The 21980-nt window shown below is 45.0% G+C and carries 20 protein-coding genes and 1 tRNA gene; 11 read left to right on the top strand and 10 right to left on the bottom strand.

Annotated elements, in window-relative coordinates; genetic code table 11:
* The first annotated feature begins 10 nt into the window (after window positions 1–10).
* On the top strand, window positions 11–526 hold the full coding sequence (locus tag DJ568_RS00110) for a DinB family protein (protein WP_114003203.1): 516 nt from the start codon (window positions 11–13) through the stop codon (window positions 524–526).
* Window positions 527–607: 81 nt separating this feature from the next.
* Here DJ568_RS00110 and DJ568_RS00105 read toward each other — a convergent pair whose 3' ends face one another.
* From DJ568_RS00105 to DJ568_RS00070, 7 genes are all read right to left on the bottom strand, one after another.
* On the bottom strand, window positions 608–1237 hold the full coding sequence (locus DJ568_RS00105; protein WP_114003202.1) for an HAD family hydrolase: 630 nt from the start codon (window positions 1235–1237) through the stop codon (window positions 608–610).
* 150 nt (window positions 1238–1387) lie between these two features.
* On the bottom strand, window positions 1388–2485 hold the full coding sequence (gene aroC / locus DJ568_RS00100) for a chorismate synthase (RefSeq protein WP_114003201.1): 1098 nt from the start codon (window positions 2483–2485) through the stop codon (window positions 1388–1390).
* A 167-nt stretch (window positions 2486–2652) separates the two neighbouring features.
* Window positions 2653–3957: a 3-phosphoshikimate 1-carboxyvinyltransferase gene (gene aroA / locus DJ568_RS00095; protein WP_114003200.1), complete on the bottom strand. Its 1305-nt coding sequence runs from the start codon at window positions 3955–3957 to the stop codon at window positions 2653–2655.
* Window positions 3958–3963: 6 nt separating this feature from the next.
* On the bottom strand, window positions 3964–5088 hold the full coding sequence (locus DJ568_RS00090; RefSeq protein WP_114003199.1) for a chorismate mutase: 1125 nt from the start codon (window positions 5086–5088) through the stop codon (window positions 3964–3966).
* Between the two features lie 125 nt (window positions 5089–5213).
* The gene (locus DJ568_RS00085) at window positions 5214–6053 is read right to left on the bottom strand and encodes a prephenate dehydratase (RefSeq protein ID WP_114003198.1); all 840 of its coding nucleotides are present in this window, start codon (window positions 6051–6053) and stop codon (window positions 5214–5216) included.
* 540 nt (window positions 6054–6593) lie between these two features.
* Entirely contained in the window at window positions 6594–7652 is a 1059-nt protein-coding gene (gene aroB, locus DJ568_RS00075) for a 3-dehydroquinate synthase (protein WP_114003196.1), read from the bottom strand.
* Window positions 7653–7655: 3 nt separating this feature from the next.
* Window positions 7656–7862, bottom strand: coding sequence for an RNA-binding S4 domain-containing protein (locus DJ568_RS00070; RefSeq protein ID WP_114003195.1), 207 nt, complete (start codon window positions 7860–7862; stop codon window positions 7656–7658).
* Between the two features lie 66 nt (window positions 7863–7928).
* Between DJ568_RS00070 and DJ568_RS00065 the strand changes: the two genes are divergently transcribed.
* From DJ568_RS00065 to DJ568_RS00045, 5 genes are all read left to right on the top strand, one after another.
* A complete protein-coding gene (locus tag DJ568_RS00065) occupies window positions 7929–9134 on the top strand; it encodes a proline dehydrogenase family protein (RefSeq protein WP_114003194.1) in 1206 nt (401 codons plus the stop codon).
* 344 nt (window positions 9135–9478) lie between these two features.
* A complete protein-coding gene (locus tag DJ568_RS00060) occupies window positions 9479–9877 on the top strand; it encodes a hypothetical protein (RefSeq protein WP_114003193.1) in 399 nt (132 codons plus the stop codon).
* Between the two features lie 131 nt (window positions 9878–10008).
* Window positions 10009–11088 carry an efflux RND transporter periplasmic adaptor subunit gene (locus DJ568_RS00055; RefSeq protein ID WP_114003192.1) on the top strand — a complete coding sequence of 360 codons (1080 nt, stop codon included), beginning with the start codon at window positions 10009–10011 and terminating at the stop codon, window positions 11086–11088.
* A 24-nt stretch (window positions 11089–11112) separates the two neighbouring features.
* Entirely contained in the window at window positions 11113–14355 is a 3243-nt protein-coding gene (locus DJ568_RS00050) for an efflux RND transporter permease subunit (RefSeq protein WP_114003191.1), read from the top strand.
* A complete protein-coding gene (locus DJ568_RS00045) occupies window positions 14336–15784 on the top strand; it encodes a TolC family protein (RefSeq protein WP_233496594.1) in 1449 nt (482 codons plus the stop codon). Before DJ568_RS00050 ends, DJ568_RS00045 begins: the two co-directional genes overlap by 20 nt.
* Window positions 15785–15881: 97 nt before the next feature.
* On the opposite strand, the gene DJ568_RS00040 is transcribed toward DJ568_RS00045, so the two are convergent.
* Entirely contained in the window at window positions 15882–16514 is a 633-nt protein-coding gene (locus DJ568_RS00040) for an HAD family hydrolase (RefSeq protein ID WP_114003189.1), read from the bottom strand.
* Window positions 16515–16578: 64 nt separating this feature from the next.
* Here DJ568_RS00040 and DJ568_RS00035 point away from each other — a divergent pair.
* Together DJ568_RS00035 and DJ568_RS00030 are read left to right on the top strand one after the other, a co-directional pair.
* Window positions 16579–16652, top strand: a tRNA-Ile gene (locus DJ568_RS00035).
* Between the two features lie 255 nt (window positions 16653–16907).
* Window positions 16908–17396 (top strand): hypothetical protein, encoded by a 489-nt coding sequence (locus tag DJ568_RS00030; protein ID WP_147238676.1) that lies wholly within the window; start codon window positions 16908–16910, stop codon window positions 17394–17396.
* A 162-nt stretch (window positions 17397–17558) separates the two neighbouring features.
* Here DJ568_RS00030 and DJ568_RS17595 read toward each other — a convergent pair whose 3' ends face one another.
* A complete protein-coding gene (locus tag DJ568_RS17595; RefSeq protein WP_147238675.1) occupies window positions 17559–17804 on the bottom strand; it encodes an N-6 DNA methylase in 246 nt (81 codons plus the stop codon).
* A 397-nt stretch (window positions 17805–18201) separates the two neighbouring features.
* Here DJ568_RS17595 and DJ568_RS00020 point away from each other — a divergent pair, with 397 nt between their 5' ends.
* The 3 genes from DJ568_RS00020 to DJ568_RS00010 are packed head-to-tail and all read left to right on the top strand — an operon-like array spanning window position 18202 to window position 21217.
* Window positions 18202–19539 (top strand): SIR2 family protein, encoded by a 1338-nt coding sequence (locus DJ568_RS00020; protein WP_114003186.1) that lies wholly within the window; start codon window positions 18202–18204, stop codon window positions 19537–19539.
* 5 nt (window positions 19540–19544) lie between these two features.
* Window positions 19545–20630: a phosphomethylpyrimidine synthase ThiC gene (locus DJ568_RS00015; RefSeq protein ID WP_114003185.1), complete on the top strand. Its 1086-nt coding sequence runs from the start codon at window positions 19545–19547 to the stop codon at window positions 20628–20630.
* Window positions 20631–20668: 38 nt separating this feature from the next.
* The gene (locus DJ568_RS00010; RefSeq protein ID WP_114003184.1) at window positions 20669–21217 is read left to right on the top strand and encodes a hypothetical protein; all 549 of its coding nucleotides are present in this window, start codon (window positions 20669–20671) and stop codon (window positions 21215–21217) included.
* A 9-nt stretch (window positions 21218–21226) separates the two neighbouring features.
* On the opposite strand, the gene DJ568_RS00005 is transcribed toward DJ568_RS00010, so the two are convergent.
* The coding region (locus DJ568_RS00005) for a phosphoribosyltransferase domain-containing protein (protein WP_233496593.1) at window positions 21227–21980 on the bottom strand (754 nt) is incomplete at its 5' end.

The raw sequence follows: 21980 nt of genomic DNA, 5'->3' as shown, positions 1-21980 counted from the left end.
ACATTAGCATATGGCAATAAGTAAGTTACCCGAAGTATGGCAGCGCGGCCCTGTGGACGGAGTGCCGCCGCTTTTGCAGCCTGTTGCCCATGCGTTATTGCAGGCAAGCGAAGAGGTGAGCGAAATAATGGCGGATTTTCCCGGGGCGTTGGTTCAGCAGCAGCCCGCCGGCGTCGCATCGCCGGCCTTTCACCTGTTGCACCTCACCGGCGTACTTGACAGGCTGTTTACCTACGCCCGCGGCGAGATGCTTAATGAAACGCAGTTACAATATCTGTCGGCAGAAAACATAACGCCGGAACAACCCTATGTTATTGAGCAACTGGTTTGTGCTTTTAAAAAAGGGGTAGATAACGCCATAACACAAGTAAAGCAAACAGATGAGGCGATATTGACAGAGGTGAGGTTTGTAGGCCGAGCCAGGGTGCCGTCAACAGTTATTGGCTTATATTTTCATGCGGCGGAGCATACTATGCGCCATTTAGGGCAATTGCTGGTAACCGTTAAAATATTAACAGCAGTGTAAATTGCGTTGCCGTTCGCTTGTAGCTTGTATTTCATTACTGAATACATGGAAATTTGAGCCCGGCAAGTACAACGGGTCAGATTACCGGAGTATCAGCTCGGCCAATTCCCTGTGATTCACTATCAAATGGTCGGCGTCAGTAGTTTTGTATTTGCGTTCTGGGTCATACAATACGGTTTGTATGCCAATGGCCCTTGCCTCCGTTATTTCCGATTCAGGATCATCGCCTACAACTAGCACTTCATTTTCGGCGTAGTTGTATTTACTGAGTATGTCCGCAAAAAAATGCCGTTTGGTTTTATCAGTTGTTTCAGGGTCGGCAATATACACCTGTTTAAAGTCACTGCCGATGCCCAGCATCTTTACCTTGCTGCTTTGCATTTTTGTAAAGCCCATGGTAACTAAAAACTTGTCGGCCTGGAGTGTTTTAACGTACTTATAGTCGTCAAACGGTTGTATGGGTTTATTGTAGGTGAGGTTTCTTAACAGGCTTGTGGCTTCTTGTGTCAGGTCCTCATTAAATCCATATTCATCCGCAATCTTCTGAAACGGGCGACGGGTCATTTCTTCTTTTGCCTGCGCGATGCTTGTGCCGCCCACTTCATCGCTGTACCTGTCCATTAAGTTGTAAATACCGGCAAACAGTTCGTCGGCAATAGATTTAACGGGGAAGATAGTATTGTCCAGATCAAGTATTATAGCACGTATCATAAAAATTTAACGTGCATCCCTGTATGATGTTTTCAGAAAGATGATTTATCCGCTCGTTACGCTCTCATGCAGCATCCATAACGATGCCGGGAGGTTATCGAGCCCCGTTGGCGCTTGTGCCACCGGTTTGTGATGTATCGTGATAAAACTTTAAACTTTCGCCGCCCTGTTCCTAAGCACATGATCGGCCAATACTAATGCTGCCATGGCTTCAACAATAGGTACGGCGCGTGGTACCACGCAAGGGTCATGTCGGCCTTTGCCGGATATTTCGGCGGCTTCGCCTTTGCTGTTAATGGTTTCCTGGTTATGCATAATGGTAGCAACCGGCTTAAAGGCAACCTTAAACTCAATAGGCATACCGTTGCTGATACCACCCTGAATGCCGCCCGAAAAATTTGTAGCAGTTTTAACGCCAGTATTTGAAGCGGAGGGAGCTATAAAAATGTCGTTATGCTGCGAGCCCCGCATTTCGCTGCCTGCAAAGCCGGAACCAAATTCAAAACCGTGTACCGCGTTTATGCTCAGCATAGCCTTACCCAGGTCGGCATGCAGTTTATCAAAAACGGGTTCACCAAGTCCAACAGGGCAATTTTTTACGTAGCAGCTTACTTTGCCGCCCACTGTGTCACCGTCCTTACGTACCTCATCAATAAACTCTATCATGGTTTCGGCGGTGGCAGCGTCGGCGCAGCGCACAATATTGCTTTCCCGCCGGGCTATAAAGCTTTCCACATCATCAATGGTAACGGCCGGCGCGTTTAGTTTACCCACACTGCTCACATGGGCGGCTATTTCAATGCCTTGTGTTTTCAAAAACAGCTTTGCCAATGCGCCGGCCGCCACACGGGCAGCCGTTTCGCGGGCAGAGGACCGCCCGCCGCCGCGATGGTCGCGTATGCCATATTTTGTAAAGTAAGTGTAGTCGGCGTGTGATGGGCGAAACACATCTACGTTATGGCCGTAATCTTTACTGCGCTGATCTTCGTTAGGAATAATCATGGCGATTGGTGTACCGGTGGTCTTGCCTTCAAAAGTGCCCGAAAGTATTTTTACGGTATCGGCTTCCTTGCGCTGTGTAGTGATTTTTGATTGGCCCGGCTTACGTTTGTCCAGCTCCGCCTGTATAAAGTCAAGATCAATGTCCACTTGCGCGGGGCAGCCATCAACAATAACGCCGATAGCCTCGCCATGTGATTCGCCAAATGTAGTTATCCTGAAAAGTTGCCCGAAGGTATTGCCTGCCATTTTTTTAGATGTGAGATGTTAGATATAAGATTTGAGACAATGTTTCAATTCTAAATTGTCATTGCGAGGAACCAACCAATCTCTGGTTTATGGATTTGCTGATTTGCATAGCGGCCCATGTACATCCAAAGATTGCTTCGTTCCTCGCAATGACGCATTGATTATTTTTATTGTGTAATAAAACCCACTTTGGTCAAATCTTCCCAAAATGCCGGGTATGATTTTTCTACCACTTTAGCTTCTTCTACCTCTACTTCAGGCATCAGCAGGGCCAGTGGTGCAAAGGCCATGGCCATCCGGTGGTCTTCGTAAGTGTTAATAAATATGCGTTCCGGTATAAACTTCCCGCTGCAGTCCAATTTATAAACCTGGCCTTTCTCAACCAATTTAACGCCCATTTTAGCCAACTCGTTTTGCAAGGCGGCTACACGGTCGGTCTCCTTTATTTTAAGGGTTTCCAACCCGGTAAACGTCGCTTCGTGACCGAGCGCAGCGCATACCACTATAACGGTTTGTGCCAGATCTGGGCACTCTTTCATGTCAAATATTTTTCTACTAAGCGGCTTTGGCTCTTTTGTTAAATAAACGCCGCCATCCTTAAACTGCGAGGTTATGCCAAAGTTGGCCATAATCTCGGTTATCACGCTGTCGCCCTGTAAGCTGTATGAGGTTAAGCCTGGTAAAAACAGTTCTGCTTCGTCGGCCAGTGCCGCAATGGCATACCAGTATGATGCCGCGCTCCAGTCCGGTTCAACAGGCAAGGCCGTGTCTGTAAACTCCTGCTGGGCAATGGTAATTACGTTTCCGCTCCAATTGTGCTGTATACCCGCCTGCTTTAACATCGCCAAAGTCATTTCAACATAAGGGCGGGATGTAAGTTCACCGTCAATGTGCAACTCAAGGCCTTGCGGTAAACGGGCGGCAATCAATAGCAGCGCGGTAATGTACTGGCTGCTGATATCGCCTTTAATATTCACGGCATTGGTTTGCTGGGCAAAGCCATCGCCAAGTTTAATGGGAGGGAAGCCCTCGTTTTCAACATAGCTTATGTTAGCGCCCAATTTGCGTAAGGCATCAACCAGCAAGCCAATTGGCCTTTGCTTCATCCGCGCACTGCCTGTAAGTATTACCTCGCCGGGCTGTATTGCAAAATAAGCGGTTAAAAAACGCATAGCCGTGCCGGCGGGACCAATGTCAATAGTCTGTAGTCCATAGTCAATAGTCGATAGACCATGGATAGAAGATTTTTGACTATGGTCTATGGTCAATGGACTATGGCCATTCTCGACAACTTTTTTCAAAATCCCCGCCAGCGTTACCGTATCGGCAGCGTCTGAAAGGTTTTTAACCTTCACGCGGCCCTGGCTCAGCGCCTCAATAACTAAGGCGCGGTTGCATTCGCTTTTTGAGCCGGTTAGCTGGATGGTGCCTTTGGCTATTTTATCCTTTTTATGCAGAATAATGTTGCTCATCTGCAATTAGGCGTGCGTTAAATTTTCTTTTGGCTGATCCAGTCCTTCATTAAGGATAAGGCCCTGACGACGGATTGACTCGGCGTGTACCAGCTCTAAAAACTTCTCGGTAAACTCAGGGCTTAGTTTTAAAGCTTTACCGTAATCGGTAGTTTTCTTTAAAATCTCTTCCCAGCGGTTAACCTGTAAAATAGTGATGTTGTTATCTTTTTTATGTTTACCAATTTGCTCGGCAATAGTCATGCGCTCAGCAACTTTCTGAATAAGTAAATCGTCAATCTTATCAATTTTGCTGCGCAGTTCAGCTAGTTTATCACTAACTGCAGCGTTTTTAACCTCAGGTTTGCGCAGGGTAATGTTCTCAATAATTTCAACCAGGGCGGCAGGAGTAACCTGCTGCTTAGCATCGGTCCAGGCAACTGATGGGTCAATGTGCGATTCGATCATAACGCCCTGCATATCCAGGTCAAATGCTTTTTGTGATATGTAGCCTATCAGGTCGCGGTTGCCGGTAATGTGGCTTGGGTCGTTAATAATAGGCAGGTCAGGCGCATGGGTTTTTAAGCTGATAGCTAAATCCCACATCGGCTCGTTACGGAAGGTGGAAGCACCGTGTGATGAAAAGCCGCGGTGAATAGCAGCCAGTTTTGTAATACCTGCACGGTTAATACGCTCCAAAGCGCCAACCCATAAAGACAGGTCAGGGTTAACCGGGTTTTTAACCATCACAGGCACATCAGTACCCTTAAGGGCATCAGCAATTTCCTGTACGGTAAAAGGGTTGGCAGTTGAGCGTGCACCTACCCAAAGAATATCAACGCCTGCCGCTAAAGCCTCTTCTACGTGTTTAGCAGTTGCAACCTCAACAGCTGTTGGTAAACCGGTTTCTTGCTTAGCACGCTTTAACCACTCAAGGCCAATGCTGCCAATACCTTCAAACTCGCCCGGGCGGGTACGCGGTTTCCATATACCGGCACGCAGGGCGGCTACTTTACCTGTTTTTGCCAGCAGGTGCGCGGTGGCAACCAGTTGATCTTCTGTTTCGGCGCTGCATGGTCCTGCAATCACCAGTGGTTCTTTACCTGTGTTTATCCAGGTGCTTAGGGGTTGTATGTTTAAATCTAGTTTCATGGTGCTTTTTTTAGTCCATGGTCCATAGTCGATGGTCCATGGTTGTTGTTTTTTGATTTATTTAATATTTTGATTCTTGTTTATTATATACTTCCTACTATGGTCTATGGACTATCGTCTATCGACTACACAACTTCCTCATATCGCTTATATTCTCCAAGTATGTTAAAGTTGTGTGTGTATTTCAATATCTGGCGTATGGCGTTATCGTATTGCTTTTGCTCGCTCCACTCTACGTCTACGTAAAAATTGTATTCGTTACGCTTACCCAATACCGGCATGCTTTGTATCTTGCTCATATTCACGTTTTGCTCAGCAAGTATATTTAACACTTTGGCCAGCGCACCAACCTCATTACCTACCTGGAAACATAGCGAAGCTTTGTTGGGCTCTACCTTGCCGGCATTTTCATGAGTGGTTAGTATTAAAAAACGGGTAAAGTTTTTCTTGTTCGATTCAATACGCCGCTCCAGTATATCCAGTCCGTACATTTTGGCGGCAAGGGTATTGGCAATGGCTACCGTGTCAGTCAACTGCTCGTCACGTATACGTTTGGCACAAGCAGCAGTATCATTGCTTTCAACTACCTTAATATGCGGAAAGCCTTCAAAAAAATCAACACATTGGCGTATGGCTATCGGGTGCGACATGGCGGTTTTAACATCCTCAAACTTTACGCCCGGCAAAGCCATCAGGTGCAACTGTATGGGCAGGTAAACTTCGCCAACCACCGGGAAGTTGTAATTAAGCAACAAGGTGTAATTTGGCAGCAAACTGCCGGCAATGCTGTTTTCAATGGCCATTACAACATAATCAGCTTCACCTTTTTTAAGTGCCTCAAAGGTTTCTTTAAAAGTATTGCACTCCACGGTATCAATATCCTCGCCGAAATACCTGAAGGCCGCTTCCTCATGAAACGAGGCGCGTATTCCTTGTATGGCAACCCTTGGTTTTGTGTTTGGCATAAAAGCGTTATTAAGCAAAAAGTCCCGGTCTTTTTCAAGGCCGGGACTTTTAATTTCTTTATATATGTTTTTGCATATTAAGCCCGGCTCGTACTGTTAAAGTAAAAGTAGTAACCGTAAAAATATGCGTTGTTAACTATCATTGTTTTATTGTGCCGCTAATGTACGGGAATAAATAATACGTGCAAAATATTTTTTTATTTTTTGGGTAGTAATGTTGTCCAGATACCGGTGTTATAATTTCTGGAATGGAGGGAACGATATCGTCTTTATATAATTTTGTACCTACATATATAATGTAAGTTCTTAAATCAGTTTGTTGATAGGGCGTTGCCTGCGGCCCGGGCTGTACGCTCATACGCCCACAGGCCTTAACCACTTGGCAGGTATCCGCTTCAATCCCTAACGCGGTCGGTTTACTAACTTCACCCAACGCGTAATTGCGAGGAGGAACGACGAAGCAATCTCTTTAGATCTTCACGACTGCCTCGCTTAAAGAGATTGCCACGCTATCGCTCGCAATGACGAGTTAGATATTACCTACAACCCTGCGTAATAATCCAGTGCCTCAAACAACTCTTCTTTTTCAAAAAAGTTATCAATATTAAACTCGCCGATGCGGTTTAACAGCGTGCAGTTAATTTTACCGTCAATGTTCTTTTTGTCTTTCAGCATAATATTGTACACATCCTCATACATGGCCGGGTTAAGCGAATAATGCTGATACAGGCCGCCTATTACAAACTGTATCTCATCCAGTTCATTTTTACTAAGCCCGGTGCGTTTATAAGCTAAATAAGCCTCGCACAGCATGCCAATGGCTATGGCTTCGCCGTGCGTAAGCGGGTCGCCGTCATGCGTTAACGACCATGTTTCCACCGCATGGCCTATCGTATGGCCGAAGTTCAGGCTCTTACGGATGTTCTGTTCGGTGGGGTCTTCCATAACCACCTTATTTTTTAGTATTACCGATGCATGTATCAGCTCGGCAGGCGGGTTATGCAGGTCGGCTTGTTTAAGCTGGTTCCAGTAACTGGCATCCAGTATAAGGCCGTGTTTAAGCATTTCGGCCAGGCCTGATAAAATTTGCCGTGGTGGCAGGGTTTGTAAAAAATCATAGTCAATAAATACGGCTTTAGGCTGGGTAAAGGTACCAATGATGTTTTTTACACTGTCTACATCAATGCCGGTTTTTCCCCCAACCGAAGCGTCCACCTGCGAAAGCAGGGTAGTAGGTACCTGCACAAAATCAATACCGCGTTTATAAGTAGACGCCGCAAAACCACCCATATCCGTAATAACGCCGCCGCCTAAATTTACCATAAGGGCTTTGCGGTCGGCACCAAAATCTATCAGCATCTTCCAAACGCCAATGCAAAAATCAATGTTCTTACATTCCTCACCTGCGTTTATCTCAATTATATCGTAGTTATCGGCATTGCCTAATTTATCCTGTACAATAGGCAAGCAGTGTACCGATGTATTTTCGTCAACCAGAATAAAAACACGGGAGTATTTGCCGTTTTTTATAAAAGCCGTTAGCTCATCAACTGCGTTCTCAAAAAAAATAGGGTAGCCGTCGCTATAAATAGTATCCATAAATTATTTTATCCTGATCGTATGTTTGCCAAACTCAACCACATCGCCGCGGCGTACTTTTAAGCGTTTGCGGTAGTCAACGCTGCCATTGTATTTCACTTGTCCTTCGGTAACCACAATTTGGGCTTCGCCGCCGGTTTGTACCAGGTTAGTAGCTTTAAGCAGCTGTATCAGCGGGATAAACTCGCCGCGTAATTCAAATTCGATCATGGTGTGGCAAAAATAAACTATTGGCGCGATAATGGGTTATGTAAATGCATTTTCTAAATTTGCTGTATGACCTCATATTCTCCTCACGGCAGCACTACGCCCGCCGGTGAACTATCTTTTGAAAATACTGAGATAGCTTTCCGGCATGCCTCTAACCGCCACTTAAAGCGGGCATACTGGCTTTTCAAGATCCTTAATTATAATTTTTTGGTGAAGATAGGTCCGCCCGTAACCAACTTTGCCGTTAAGATAGGCCTGCCAGTTAAGGGACTGATAAAGGCTACCATCTTTAAACACTTTTGCGGCGGCGAAACTATAGCAGAATGCGCCGGTACTATAAAAAACCTGGCATCGGGCCGGGTGGGTACCATTTTGGATTATTCAGTTGAAGGGGAGGATGAAGAGCAGGTGTTTGACCATACGCGCGATGAAATTATCCGCACAATAATTACCGCCTCAGGCAACAGTGCTATTCCTATTACTGTATTTAAAGTTACTGGCGTTGGCCGGTTTGGCCTGCTCGAAAAACTGGACGAGGGCGTACCGTTAACACCTGATGAGGATACCGAATGGGAAAAGGTACAGCAAAGAGTGCTGGCCATCTGCCAAAAAGCGTTTAACGAAGGCGTCCCAGTTATGATAGATGCCGAAGAAAGCTGGATACAACAAACCATTGACGGCCTTGCGCTTGATATGATGCGCAGGTTTAACAAGCAAAGCATTATAGTTTATAATACGTACCAGTTATACCGTCATGATAAACTGGCATCGTTGAAAGCCGACCATGCCCTTGCGCAAAAAGAAGGATTTATTTTGGGCGCTAAAATTGTACGCGGCGCCTATATGGAAAAGGAGCGTAAGCGGGCCGGCGACTTGGGCTATCCGTCGCCGATACAGCCGGATAAACAATCCACCGACCGCGACTATGATGAGGCGGTGCGTTATTCGGTGCAGCACCACGCCACTATTGCCATAGTGGCCGGCACCCATAACGAGCAAAGCTGCCGCCTGCTGGCCGATTTGCTTGATGAATATGGCATTGATCATAAGAATCCACACATTTACTTTTCGCAATTGCTGGGCATGAGCGATAACCTGAGCTTTAACCTGGCGCATGCCGGCTATAACGTAGCCAAGTATGTTCCCTACGGGCCGGTGGAGGCCGTATTGCCCTACCTGTTTAGGCGCGCCCAGGAAAATACAGCCATTGCCGGGCAAATGAGTAGAGAGTTGAGTTTGATAGTGAAGGAAAAGAGAAGGCGGAAAATTTAGACGATATCTGCGGCCTCACCCATTAAAAGTTTGTGATGAACGCACTGTCAGTGATATCCTCTCCAATTGGAGAGGGTTTAGATGGAACTGCAACCTGCACTGCCGTTGACGGGTGAGGCTTTTGCAGCTTCAACCCTTACGATTTGTGAAAATACTATCAGTGCTACACGGCAACCGCGGACTAAGCGTTGATGTTGATGCCCCACACTAACGAAATGGCAATCAAATAGTGTAAAAATTTTGAAGAGAATAATTATCTCATCGAAATATTATTAAATTAGCAGCGTTGGTATAAAACCATAACCGGCTATTCGCTGCCCCAAGTTATTAATGCTATTGGCTAAATGAGGCTGTTATTAAAATCTGTATTCTTTCTGAGCTTTTTCCTGTTAGGGGGATACGGATATTTACATGCCAACTCAAATCACAGCGATCATTGCCATTCCAACCGCAAAATCGTTGCTATTGCCGTTAGCTCCACTGCTGCTCCGGCCCGTGCCGCTATTACTGGTGGCCTGCTAAACACTAACCAAACAGGTAATACCTTTTGCGGTGAAGAAACGGAAACCGAAGAGGTAGAATCGTCTGCCGGCAAACGTTTTATTGAATTGAGCGATTACTTTACGGTATTCAGGCCACCTATGCCGGGTAGCCCGCCGCAGGGCGGGTTAACCTTTACGCCCGTGCAGGCATCTTTTCCATCTTCCTCACGGCATATTTTGCTTCACGTAATCCGGATCTGATAATTTTTAAGCAGGTATTTTAAGCCTGCACGCGCTTTATTTGCCGTGGTAGTTGCAATACTAACACAGCAGGGGCCTTTGTATGCATATGCCCCGTTTCAAAAAAAATTTACTGCTTAAAAATTATTGTCATGAATAAAATCCTCGTGCTGATAGGCCTTATAGCCTTGTTGTGCCATACGAGTTGTACCTCTAAAAAAGAAGAAAAAGAAGTTGAATCAAAGTTGCTGGTGACCAGTCCGCTTAAAAAGGATACGTCTGTAGTGAACGATTATGTGTGCCAGATACGGTCAATACGCCATATCGAACTACGCGCACAGGAACGCGGCTACCTGGAAAAAATATATGTGGACGAAGGCCAGTTTGTAAAACAAGGCCAGCTGCTGTTTCAAATAATGCCCAGGTTATACGAGGCAGAACTGCAGAAAGCCCAGGCTGAAGTGAAATTTGCCCAGATAGAATACCGCAATACCAAACGATTAGCAGATAGTAGCATTGTTGCACCTAATGAACTGGCCATGGCCCGGGCCAAGCTCGAAAAGGCCAACGCCGACCTTTCCCTAACCAAGGTGCACCTGCAGTTTACCCAGATACGCGCTCCGTTTGATGGCATTATCGACCGCTTTTTGGTGCGGCAGGGCAGCCTTTTAGACGAAGGCGATCTGCTCACCACGCTGGCTGATAATAGTAAAATGTGGGTTTACTTTAACGTTCCGGAAGCTGAATATCTTGAGTACAAAGCTAAAGGCTCAAAAGATAATCAGCAGGTGAGTTTGCTTATGGCAAACAACCAGCAGTTTGGCCATCCGGGCGTGGTGGAAACCATTGAGGCCGATTTTGACAATGAAACAGGTAACATTCCCTTCAGGGCAACATTCCCGAACCCCGACCGACTGCTTCGGCACGGCGAAACCGGGAACATAAAAATGGTAGTTCCACTTAAAAATGCGCTCATTATTCCGCAGAAGGCCACTTTTGAGGTGCTCGATAAAAAGTATGTGTACATACTGGATAAAGACAGCAAAGTACGGTCGCGAGAAATAACCATAGGCGCCGATATGGAGGACCTCTACGCGGTTACATCCGGCCTGGCTGAAACTGACAAGATATTGCTTGAAGGCCTGCGTAAGGTAAAAGAGGGCGACAAGATAGCTTATGAGTACGAAGAGCCAAAGATGGCCACATCGCAGCTGAAACTGCATGCAGAATAGTTTGAGTACCTAAAATTTAACATCATGTTTAATAAATTTATTCAAAGGCCGGTACTCGCTATTGTCATGTCATTAGTGATCATCTTTATGGGTATACTGGCCATAAATACCCTGCCTGTGTCGCAGTTTCCGTCCATAGCGCCGCCTATGGTTGTGGTAAACATTGCATACCCGGGCGCCAGTGCCGATGTACTGGTTAATTCAGTTCTTATCCCGATGGAGAAATCCATTAACGGCACCCCCGGCATGCTGTACATGACATCAGACGCCACCAGCGCGGGCGAGGCCACTGTGCAGGTAATTTTTGATTTAAGTACCGACCCGAACCAGGCGGTAGTTAACGTAAAAAACCGCATTGAGCAGGTAGTAAACAACCTGCCCGAATTGGTGCAGCGCGAAGGCATTATTGTAAATTATACTTCGCCAAACATGCTGATGTATGTTAACCTGTATAGTAAGGATCCGCATGCTGATGAGAAATTCCTGTATAATTTTGCGGGCGTTAACCTCATCCCCGAGCTGAGCCGACTTAAAGGCGTGGGCAGTGCTAAAATATTGGGTAGCCGCCAGTACGCCATGCGTATATGGCTTAAGCCCGACCGTATGCGCGCCTACAATGTATCAACCGAAGAGGTGATGGACGCGCTGGCAGAGCAAAGCATTATTGGTACGCCCGGCCGTATAGGCCAAAGTTCGGGCAAGCGCTCGCAATCATTGGAATATGTACTTACTTACGAGGGGCGCTTTAACAAACCTGAGCAGTATAAAAACATCATCATACGCGCAAATGCCAACGGCGAAAGCCTGCACCTGGCAGATGTGGCCGACGTTGAACTGGGCAGCGAATTTTATGACATTTACTCCAATATGGACGGTCATCCTTCGGCGGCCATTACCTTGAAACAAACTTATGGCAGTAACGCTAACGAGATCATCAAAGAGGTAAAAGAAAAGCTGGAGGAAATAAAGGCGAGTTCTTTCCCTGCCGGGATGGAATACAAGATCAGTTATGACGTATCCAGTTTCCTTGATGCTTCGGTAGAAAAGGTAGTGCATACACTTGCCGAGGCATTTATACTGGTGGCTATCGTGGTATTCATCTTCCTGGGCGACTGGCGCTCCACGCTGATACCAACGCTGGCCGTGCCGGTATCGCTTATCGGCGCGTTTATTTTTATGCAGTTGTTTGGCCTCACCATCAACCTTATTACGCTGTTTGCGCTGGTACTGGCCATTGGTATAGTGGTTGACAACGCCATTGTAGTGGTTGAGGCCGTGCACACCAAGATGCACGAAGAACACCTTACACCCTACAAGGCCACAAAAAAAGTATTGCATGAAATAAGCGGTGCTATCATCGCCATTACACTGCTGATGACTGCCGTGTTTGTGCCCGTAGCGTTTATGACGGGGCCGGTAGGCATCTTTTACAGGCAGTTCTCTATCACCATGGCTACATCCATTGTTATTTCGGGCGTGGTGGCGCTTACCCTTACGCCGGTACTGTGTGCCATGATATTACGCAACACGCATGGCCAACCGCGCAGCAAATCGCCGTTAAACAGGATGATAGATGGTTTTAACAACTGGTTTGAACGTGTAACCGGCCGGTACGTTGGGTTACTTAACGTTATTGTTGCCCGCAGGCTGATCACCTTTGCGTTGCTGATAGCCTTTTGCGGCGGCATATGGATAACATCCAACACACTGCCAACGGGCTTTATACCTAATGAAGACCAGGGTATGGTGTACGCCATCATTCAAACCCCACCCGGCTCAACGTTGGAGCGTACTAATGATATAGCCCGCAAATTGCAGCACATAGCCAAAGAGGTGGATGGTGTTGAATCGGTTTCGGCGCTGGCCGGGTATGAGGTGCTTACAGAAGGCCGTGGCTCTAACGCAGGCACCTGTTTGATCAACCTTAAAGACTGGTCGGACAGGGAGCATAACGTGACTGAGATTATTGAGGAACTGGAAGAAAAGGCCCATGAGATACCGGGGGCTACCATCGAGTTCTTCCAGCCGCCGGCAGTACCCGGCTACGGCGCCGCGGGCGGATTTTCGCTCCGATTGCTGGATAAAACAAACTCAGGCGACTATAAGTCTTTCGGCAAAGTAAACGACGATTTTATGGCCGCGCTGTATAAACGGAAGGAGCTAACCGGCCTGTTCACGTTCTTCGCATCAAACTACCCGCAGTACGAGCTTGTTATTGACAATAAGGCCGCTATGCAAAAAGGCGTGTCAATAGGGAAGGCGATGGATAACCTGTCTATACTGATAGGCAGCACGTACGAACAGGGTTTCATCAGGTTTGGTACATTTTATAAAGTGTACGTACAGGCCGCGCCTCAATACCGCGACCTGCCTAACAGCTTGCTAAAGCTGTACGTAAAAAACAACCGCGACGAAATGGTGCCTTACTCGGCGTTTATGAAAATTAAGAAAACGCAGGGACTGAATGAGATTACCCGCTTTAACATGTATACGGCATCAGCCATTAACGGGGCCGCATCGCCCGGGTACAGCAGCGGCGAGGCGATAAAAGCCATACAGGAAGTGGCGTCAACCACCTTACCGCGCGGTTATGGTATCGACTGGCTTGGCCTGTCAAAAGATGAGGTAAACCGGGGTAACGAAGCGCTTTACATCTTCCTTATTGTATTGGCCTTTGTGTATTTTGTACTGGCCGCGCAGTATGAGAGCTTTGTACTGCCTTTTGCGGTGGTGCTGTCATTGCCGGTAGGAGTGTTCGGCGCTTTCCTGTTACTTAAGCTGATGGGCTTATCAAATGATATTTACGCGCAGGTGGGCCTGGTGATGCTGGTAGGTTTGCTGGGTAAAAACGCCGTACTGATAGTGGAATTTGCCGTGCAGAAACGCCAGCAGGGCGCCACCATACTCGATGCCGCCATTGAAGGTGCCAAAGTACGTTTCCGCCCGATACTCATGACATCCTTCGCCTTCATTGCCGGGTTGATCCCGTTGATTTTCGCTACCGGTCCGGGTGCTATAGGTAACCGTACCATTGGGGCATCGTCCGCCGGGGGTATGCTGCTCGGAACCGTTTTTGGCGTTATCATAGTGCCGGGTTTGTACTATGTATTTGCCAGCCTGGCCGATGGCCGCCACCTGATAAGGGATGAAGACGAAGTGCCGCTTACCGAGGATTTTATGCACCACACCGGCAAGAAGCCAAAAAAGAAGCGGAAGTTCCCGTGGTCGCGCAAAAAAAGTACACTAAATGACGATAGCCATGTTTAAAAACAGCATAAATAACTACATAATAATAGCCTGCCTTGCCTTACCCTGCGCCGCGTGTAATGTGCCGGCGTTAACCCAGCGGGCGGCTAACAAGGCAACGCCGGCCGGTTACAATAACGATACCCCGGCAGACACCGCCAATACAGCGAGGGTACAGTGGAAGCAATTTTTTACCGACCCATATCTTGCCGTGCTGATAGATAGCGCGCTGAACAGTAACCAGGAACTGAACATCACGCTGCGCGAAATTGAGATAAGCCAGGCCGAAATACAGGCCCGAAAAGGGGAGTACCTGCCTTTCCTCAGCGCGAGGGCAGGGGCAGGTATCGAGAAGTCGCCGCGGTATACCAATATCGGCGCGCTGGAAGAGAGTACCGAGATAGTGCCCGATAAAGAAAGGCCCGAGCCGCTGCCCGATTACCAGGCCGGGCTGTATGCCACCTGGGAGATAGATATATGGCATAAACTGCGCAACGCAAAAAAAGCCGCGGTGCTGCGCTACCTGGCTACGGTTGAAGGTAAAAACTTTATGGTGACCAACCTGATAGCCGAAATAGCCAACTCGTATTATGAATTGCTGGCGCTGGATAACCAGTTGGCTATAGTGAAGCAAAACATCGAGATACAGAACAACGCTTTTAAGATTGTGAAAATGCAAAAGGACGCCGCGCGGGTTACCGAGCTGGCCGTGCGCAGGTTTGAGGCGCAGGTGCTAAATACCAAAAGCATTCAGTATGATATTGAGCAGAAGATAACAGAGACAGAAAATAAACTCAATTTTTTGTTGGGCAGGTACCCCCGGCCAATCCCGCGCAATATGCAGGGCTTTGAGGCTATGGTGCCCGATGTTGTACACGCCGGACTGCCTTCGCAGCTACTGGCTAACCGGCCCGACATCAGGCAGGCCGAGCAGGACCTTGCCGCCGCCAAGCTGGACGTAGCGGTAGCAAAGGCGCGGTTTTACCCCTCGTTTGGCATATCTGCATCGGTAGGCTACCGGGCGTTCAACCCATCATACCTGTTAAAAACGCCTGAATCGTTGTTGTATTCGCTTACCGGCGACCTTACCGCGCCGCTGATAAACCGCAACGCCATTAAGGCCACTTATTACACTGCCAGCGCCAAACAACTGCAGGCGGTGTACAATTACGAGCGGGTTATTTTAAATGCCTATGTTGAGGTAGCCAACCAGCTGGCAAAAATAAGCAACCTCGGTAAAAGCTATGGTTTAAAATCGCAGCAGGTGCAGGCATTATCACGGTCGGTTAATATTTCTAACGCGTTATTCCAGTCAACCCGGGCCGATTACATGGAAGTGCTGCTCACCCAGCGCGACGCCCTGGAAGCCAGGTTTGAGCTGATAGAAACCAAAAAATCGCAAATGAACGCGCTGGTGAACGTGTACCATGCGTTAGGTGGCGGTTGGTAACATCACTCAATCTATACTGATAGGGATAATTTAGCTGTAATCGTTTAACTAAATCCATTAAAATCTCCCCCGGGCGGGGGAGATTTTTTTAACGGAATTACAGCAAGCCGTTCCTGTTAAAAAAGTCCTGCACCGTATCAGGCGGCACCATTAAAAAAGTTTGTATGCCTAATGCTTTGGCAGCGGCTATGTGCTGGGGGCTATCATCAATAAACAGGGTTTCTTCCGCCTTCAGGTTGTTCTCCTGTAATACCTGCTCAAATATGGCCGGCTCAGGTTTGCGCTTACCGGTAAGGTGCGAGTAGTACAGTTTTTCGAAAAGGTGATCGTTACCGTCGAAACCGAAATCGCGTTTCAGGTAATCCATAATATGGTCATAATGGATGGCGTTGATATTGCTAAGCAGAAAGGTGCGGTACCTGTCCTTTAGTTTCAGCAGCAATTCATGATTTCCGGGAGGCACGCCTATCAGCAGGCTGTTCCACACGTCGTTTATCTGCTCGTCGGTTAGGGTAGGGCTGCCGGCAATTTCGCGTATCCTGTCGCGAAAGATGTCAGCGCTGATTTCGCCGCGGTCAAAAGCATCAAAAAGCGGATCCTGCTGTAAATGTCCAAAAAACTTATCCGAATCGCTGATACCCAGCTCAGTCCACGCGCGCTGTGCCCGCGCAAAATCAATGGTGAATATCACATTGCCATAATCGAAAAGGATGTTTTTGATATTTTTCATTTTAGCTTTTGTTAATTGAGCGCAAATATGTAATATTGCGCCTCGAAAAACAACAAAGTTTTCGGCACCTATAGCTCAGTTGGTTAGAGTAGAAGACTCATAATCTTTTGGTCCCTGGTTCGAGCCCAGGTGGGTGCACTCCAAGTCTCTTAGCAAATTGCTAAGAGACTTTGTTGTTTTGTAGCTAATGTGGCTTTTCAAGCTATAAATGCCGTGTTTAGTTGTTTTGTTAATTACTATTTTTTTTAATCGGCCATCGCTATCAAAACACGATTCCCCCGCAACTAAGGTTGATGTAATTCCTATAGAGGTTTTAACGATGCGGTGAGCATCAGGTGATCATTTAGCAAAAGCTAAGAAAATGTGTATATTAGGGACTTAAACCCAAACATTATGCATTATAAAACTTTACTTACTATTGCAATAAGCATTTTATTTATAAACACAGCTAAAGCTCAATCGGATAAACGCGCTCAAAATGTGTACGCTGAGTTCCTGGGGCCTGGGATTACGGTATCAGTTAATTACGATACCCGTTTTGGCGAACGCAGAGACGGATTTGGAGGTCGTATAGGATTTGGTTATTTTCCAGTGGCTTACCTTTCTTCAGCAAAATCTGTCCCTGTACAAATCAACTACCTGGTAGGTAAACGAAGTCATTTTTTAGAAGTTGGTTTAGGTGCGACTTACACTAATGTAGGAGTCGATAATTATAACAATTTTTGGGGTTTTAAAACTGAAACAGGCGTGGTTGCTACCTCTACTGTTGGATACCGTTACCAACCTTTAAATAAAGGCATTAACTTTCGTTTAAGCGCAAATCCGTTAATAGCCCAAAAGTTTGAATTTTCGGGTGGCGTAAGCCTTGGGTATACATTCTAATAAAAGATCCTGACGAGGCCGCCAGCATTTGAGTCGGGTTAAAAGAGACTGCCTTGTAAACCATTAATCGGTTAGCCAGGTCTCACATGCTGCATGGAGTTGTAAAAGCAGGGTTGGCTTTCTAGGAGATCTACTTAGTTCTGAATCTGGCGACCTCTCCACTTAAGGATTAAACAGCATATTGACAAGAGCCATTTTGCAGCAAGTTATATCCAGGTCTGCACCGTAGAATTTCATATGCCGGTTTAGCTTTGCTGCACTGAGGAACATTCTTATACTACTGCAGGATGAGTCAAGTACGGTTTTTTTTAGTTCTGAATCGTTATCTACTTGCATCATTCCAATCATGTCACATAGTGGCTCAGGCGTGAAGTATTGTCCATTGCGACGGTTAGATATAGCTTGCATATATAGTTCGCCTATGAGTTGAAAATCCAGCTGCGAGGTCGCCAACAAGTGTAATTAACTTAGCAGGTTGATGATATTTAATTAATGCTATCAAGAGGGAGGATTCCCCCTTGTTTTTAAAAATTGCCGGACGGCGGGCTATCGCCCGCCCGTTTGAGGACGCCCCCTGTTTTCATTAACATTTGTTGATTTTTAGTGAAAACAGGGGGCGGTATATAAATAACGACCTTGGACTAAAATAAGTTGCTTTAATTGAAAGCGCTCCATATAAAAAGCCTTAACAATTTTGGATTTCATCACCATATGCTGTTGAAGGCATAAATAAGAATTAGAAACAGACATTTTTCAAAATTTATCCTATATATTGCTCTAATAATGAAATCCCTTTCACACGCTTATGTCCCAAGATATATCACAATTCATTGACGACTTTGCTGGAGAACTTGCTGCCGGTAATGCTGCCTATTTTATAGGCGCAGGTATTTCAGTAAATTCTAATCTTCCAACCTGGATTAATTTAATTAAGCCTTTTACAGATAAAATCGGAATAAGTGATCTATCAGGCAAGGATATGCCTCTGATGGCTCAATATGTTATTAACGATGAAGCAGGTAATCGTGGGCCGTTCATAAACGGAATATCGCGAAAACTAAGAAGAAGTTTTACTCCCAATGCCTATCATGAATATATAGCCAACACAAATCTTAAAACTATCTGGACAACTAATTATGACGATTTGTTAGAAAAGGCATTTTCAAACGCTATAATAGATGTGAAATTTAATGATGAAGCGGTATCTAGGGATGTTCCAGAAAGCAAAATCGAGATAATCAAGATGCACGGTTGCATATTTAATTCTCCCAACCGAGATATTGTCATTAGCCAATCAGACTATGAGGATTTTTTGCTTAATAGACCTGCAACTGCACAGCGTTTGAGAATGGATCTATTACAAAAGTCTTTCCTTTTTATTGGATATGGTTATGGTGACCCTAATATCAAAAATATAATCACCGAGGCTAGGCGACTTGCAGGTAATAATACACGGCAACATTACTTAATATTAAAGGATCAAAAAGGTGATATAGAGTTTGAGTTGTGGTGCAGAAATTTGAGGAAATATGGAATTCGTGTAATTAAGATTGTTGAGTATGCTGACCTGCTTCCTATTTTACAAAAACTATCGCTTAAATCAAGAGGAAAAAGTGTATTTATTAGCGGTTCTCACGATAGTAAAAATGATGAGGAAGCGGAAAAATTAGGTAAAGCCCTAGCAAAGGAGCAGGATGTAATTCTCAACGATGGACAATCCTCAGGACTAATGAGAATATCATCAAGGTTTTTCATGGAGGCGTTAATTGACGATAATGCAGACATTAATAAAAGATTACGATTTTTTCCAAATCCATATGCTTTTAACTCAAAGTTCGCAAACGATGTATCATTGCTGCCATTACTGAAGCAATGGAGAACCCCTTTACTTAGGGCCACCCAAGTAATGATAGCTTTTGATGGCGGCATGGGCACTAAGGCTGAAATTGAGGTAGCACTTGATATGGGATGTATAGTAATACCGTTTTTCAAAGACAGTAACAAGGAAACTTGGTACCTTTTAGAATCTAGAATTATAAATGAGAGATTGAACCATTATGACAACGGCTTTATCGAAAATGTAAAACAAAAACGTGTTGGCCATCTTGATGTTTTGCAGTTAGTTAAAGCAATACTGCTTTGATCACTATGGATAAAAAAGAGGTTTCCTTATATTATAAAAAAGGAGTTAAGCGCGCAGGTCGAGATTCAAGAACTTTAGTTTCAGTTCTTACCGGTGCTACATCGCAAAAGGATGCAACACAGCAACTAAAGAAAATTGAAGCTATAGCTGCGTTGGAACTTAACGATCAACCAGATATAATATCGGATCTTAGTTTAGAACATAGTAAAACAGCTTTATATAAAGAGATAATTAAGAATTTTCCCGCATATATTGTATCTACCTTGCCAATCTACAAATGCAATGCAAGTAGAGGAAAAATTGATGATCAGGAATTGTTGAGCATAATACAAGAGCAAATAGAAAGTGGAGTAAGCTTTATCACCATACATCCAACCGTGAACCAATACGTAATGCAACTTGCTCAAAATCGGTTGGTACCATGGACGTCCAGGGGCGGCGTGATGGTAATGAAAGATGTCGCTGCACGGAACTTTTCAGTAGAAAACATCTATTTAAGGACATTGGATGAAATAATCAAATTAGCGTTTAGGTCTAAGGTTGCAATAAGCATCGGTGCGTCTTTTCGTTCATCAAATATTTTTGATAGCCTTGATGATTGCCAGCTACTGGAATTTAAATTACAGAAGCAAATAGCAGACTATATAAAAAAACGCGGGGTAGATGTAATAATCGAAGGACCTGGACATAGTAGCACTAGACGACTTAGGCAAGTAGCTGAAATTTATGATAAAATGGGTTATCCTATCATGCCACTAGGACCGATTCCGACTGATACATCGATTGGTCAAGATCATATCTCTTCAGCAATTGGCGCAACTGTACTCGGCCTCCTAGGCTGTGTGGACATCATTTCTGCTGTAACAAGGGAGGAGCACACGGGGAAAATACCTTCGATTGAATCAACAATAGAAGCTATCAAAGCATCGAAAGTAGCTGCTCATATTATAGACATGGATAAATTGCAGGATTATTCTATTGATAAGAAAATAGTTGATTATAGAACAAGCCACCAAACGTGTATATATGAGAAACAAAATTCTGGTTGTAGCAGATGTGCTCATGTATGTCCATTAGAATATAAGATGTAAAACTTATAAATATCCACTCTTAGCATTACCTTAACAAAATGAAGATAGCATGTATTGGCTGGGGATCATTGATATGGGACCCACGGGAATTTAATGCAGAAAAAGCCTGGAAGGAAGATGGACCTGTTTTGCCACTTGAATTTGCCAGAAAGTCAAGTGATGGTCGACTCACTTTAGTGATTTACCCTGATGCTAAGCAGTCAAAAACCTATTGGACTATCATGCATGCAAATGAACTACTTGACGCTAAAACCTCTCTTGCAAAACGAGAAGGTTGTCCTACACTCAGACCAATTGGATGCTTAGAAAGAACTACTCTTCCTATAGATGCGATACAAAAAATTATCCATGAATGGTTAATCGCTTCCAATTGCGACGCTGTTATTTGGACGAACTTATCTGCGAAGTTTTACGAAGATAAAGGCACCCAAGCGCCATCTTTGAAAGACGCATTAGAATATTTAGCAGGATTAAAGGATGACGCGTATATTAAAGCTGAAGAATATGTTAGAAAAGCTCCTCCTAATATCAGGACATACTTTAGAGAAAAGTTTGAACAAAAATTAGGTTGGCTCCCGATGGACTAATAATTATGATCAGGGATTTCTCTCATCATAAAAAAGATGCACGCAACTAAGCTGATCTTTATAAATCAGACACTCTTCTCTATAATCCTTACCAAAGGGGCATTTTTCTACCCTTAACTGTTTGATACTATAATATTCAATATTACTAACGTTGTAATCATTGTCTTCATATAATGGATTATTTAATGTTACCGTAGACAATTCTTCGTGACCGGTGTAAAATAGAGAAAGGACAATTATTCTTTCTACCTTTTCAAAAAAGGCACTTTCGTGCTCTTTGATTAATTTTCGCAAAGTTCTCCCGTCGTTAACCACATCTGTAACAATCATCACGGTCTTGAAGGCACCATTATCATTACTAAAATTCAGTTTTTTTTCGTAATCATGGTGATCGCTGTATCTGTAGGAATAAGGCAAAGATGTGTAAGGGATATTATACTTGATTGATGCCTTGCTTGAAATGATATTTCCTTCATATCCTAAACCGATAACTAGATCGCAATTCTCTTCAAGATGAAAGGTGTCAATTATGTCTATAATTGCATTTTGAACAAAGTATAGGTTATTACTGTCCTCCAAAAGCTTGGAGACATCAATCCAATTATGGGCTCTTGAACTTTCACTCCAATGGAAGTGTGGAGAATTCGCTGATATTGACCACCTGATTCCGTGGTAAACTGACCACCGATTCCGCGGTAAATTGACCACCTGATTCCGCGGCAAACTGACCACCCGGAACGAGCCGCTAATGCTGTAGGAGCAG

The organism is Mucilaginibacter hurinus (assembly GCF_003324525.1).
Taxonomy (GTDB): domain Bacteria; phylum Bacteroidota; class Bacteroidia; order Sphingobacteriales; family Sphingobacteriaceae; genus Mucilaginibacter; species Mucilaginibacter hurinus.
Note: the sequence above shows the minus strand (reverse complement) of the source record. Positions and strands in the feature narration are given on the sequence as shown.

Excerpts from the sequence above, each read along its gene's own strand:
- DJ568_RS00010 (WP_114003184.1), top strand. The coding sequence starts at position 20,669 with ATGAAGATAGCATGTATTGGCTGGGGATCATTGATATGGGACCCACGG.
- DJ568_RS00030 (WP_147238676.1), top strand. The coding sequence starts at position 16,908 with ATGCATTATAAAACTTTACTTACTATTGCAATAAGCATTTTATTTATA.
- DJ568_RS00070 (WP_114003195.1), bottom strand. The coding sequence starts at position 7,862 with ATGATCGAATTTGAATTACGCGGCGAGTTTATCCCGCTGATACAGCTG.
- DJ568_RS17595 (WP_147238675.1), bottom strand. The coding sequence starts at position 17,804 with ATGCAAGCTATATCTAACCGTCGCAATGGACAATACTTCACGCCTGAG.
- DJ568_RS00015 (WP_114003185.1), top strand. The coding sequence starts at position 19,545 with ATGGATAAAAAAGAGGTTTCCTTATATTATAAAAAAGGAGTTAAGCGC.
- DJ568_RS00045 (WP_233496594.1), top strand. The coding sequence starts at position 14,336 with ATGACGATAGCCATGTTTAAAAACAGCATAAATAACTACATAATAATA.
- DJ568_RS00110 (WP_114003203.1), top strand. The coding sequence starts at position 11 with ATGGCAATAAGTAAGTTACCCGAAGTATGGCAGCGCGGCCCTGTGGAC.
- DJ568_RS00020 (WP_114003186.1), top strand. The coding sequence starts at position 18,202 with ATGTCCCAAGATATATCACAATTCATTGACGACTTTGCTGGAGAACTT.
- DJ568_RS00065 (WP_114003194.1), top strand. The coding sequence starts at position 7,929 with ATGACCTCATATTCTCCTCACGGCAGCACTACGCCCGCCGGTGAACTA.
- aroC (WP_114003201.1), bottom strand. The coding sequence starts at position 2,485 with ATGGCAGGCAATACCTTCGGGCAACTTTTCAGGATAACTACATTTGGC.
- DJ568_RS00105 (WP_114003202.1), bottom strand. The coding sequence starts at position 1,237 with ATGATACGTGCTATAATACTTGATCTGGACAATACTATCTTCCCCGTT.
- DJ568_RS00040 (WP_114003189.1), bottom strand. The coding sequence starts at position 16,514 with ATGAAAAATATCAAAAACATCCTTTTCGATTATGGCAATGTGATATTC.
- DJ568_RS00060 (WP_114003193.1), top strand. The coding sequence starts at position 9,479 with ATGAGGCTGTTATTAAAATCTGTATTCTTTCTGAGCTTTTTCCTGTTA.
- aroA (WP_114003200.1), bottom strand. The coding sequence starts at position 3,957 with ATGAGCAACATTATTCTGCATAAAAAGGATAAAATAGCCAAAGGCACC.
- aroB (WP_114003196.1), bottom strand. The coding sequence starts at position 7,652 with ATGGATACTATTTATAGCGACGGCTACCCTATTTTTTTTGAGAACGCA.
- DJ568_RS00055 (WP_114003192.1), top strand. The coding sequence starts at position 10,009 with ATGAATAAAATCCTCGTGCTGATAGGCCTTATAGCCTTGTTGTGCCAT.
- DJ568_RS00090 (WP_114003199.1), bottom strand. The coding sequence starts at position 5,088 with ATGAAACTAGATTTAAACATACAACCCCTAAGCACCTGGATAAACACA.
- DJ568_RS00050 (WP_114003191.1), top strand. The coding sequence starts at position 11,113 with ATGTTTAATAAATTTATTCAAAGGCCGGTACTCGCTATTGTCATGTCA.
- DJ568_RS00085 (WP_114003198.1), bottom strand. The coding sequence starts at position 6,053 with ATGCCAAACACAAAACCAAGGGTTGCCATACAAGGAATACGCGCCTCG.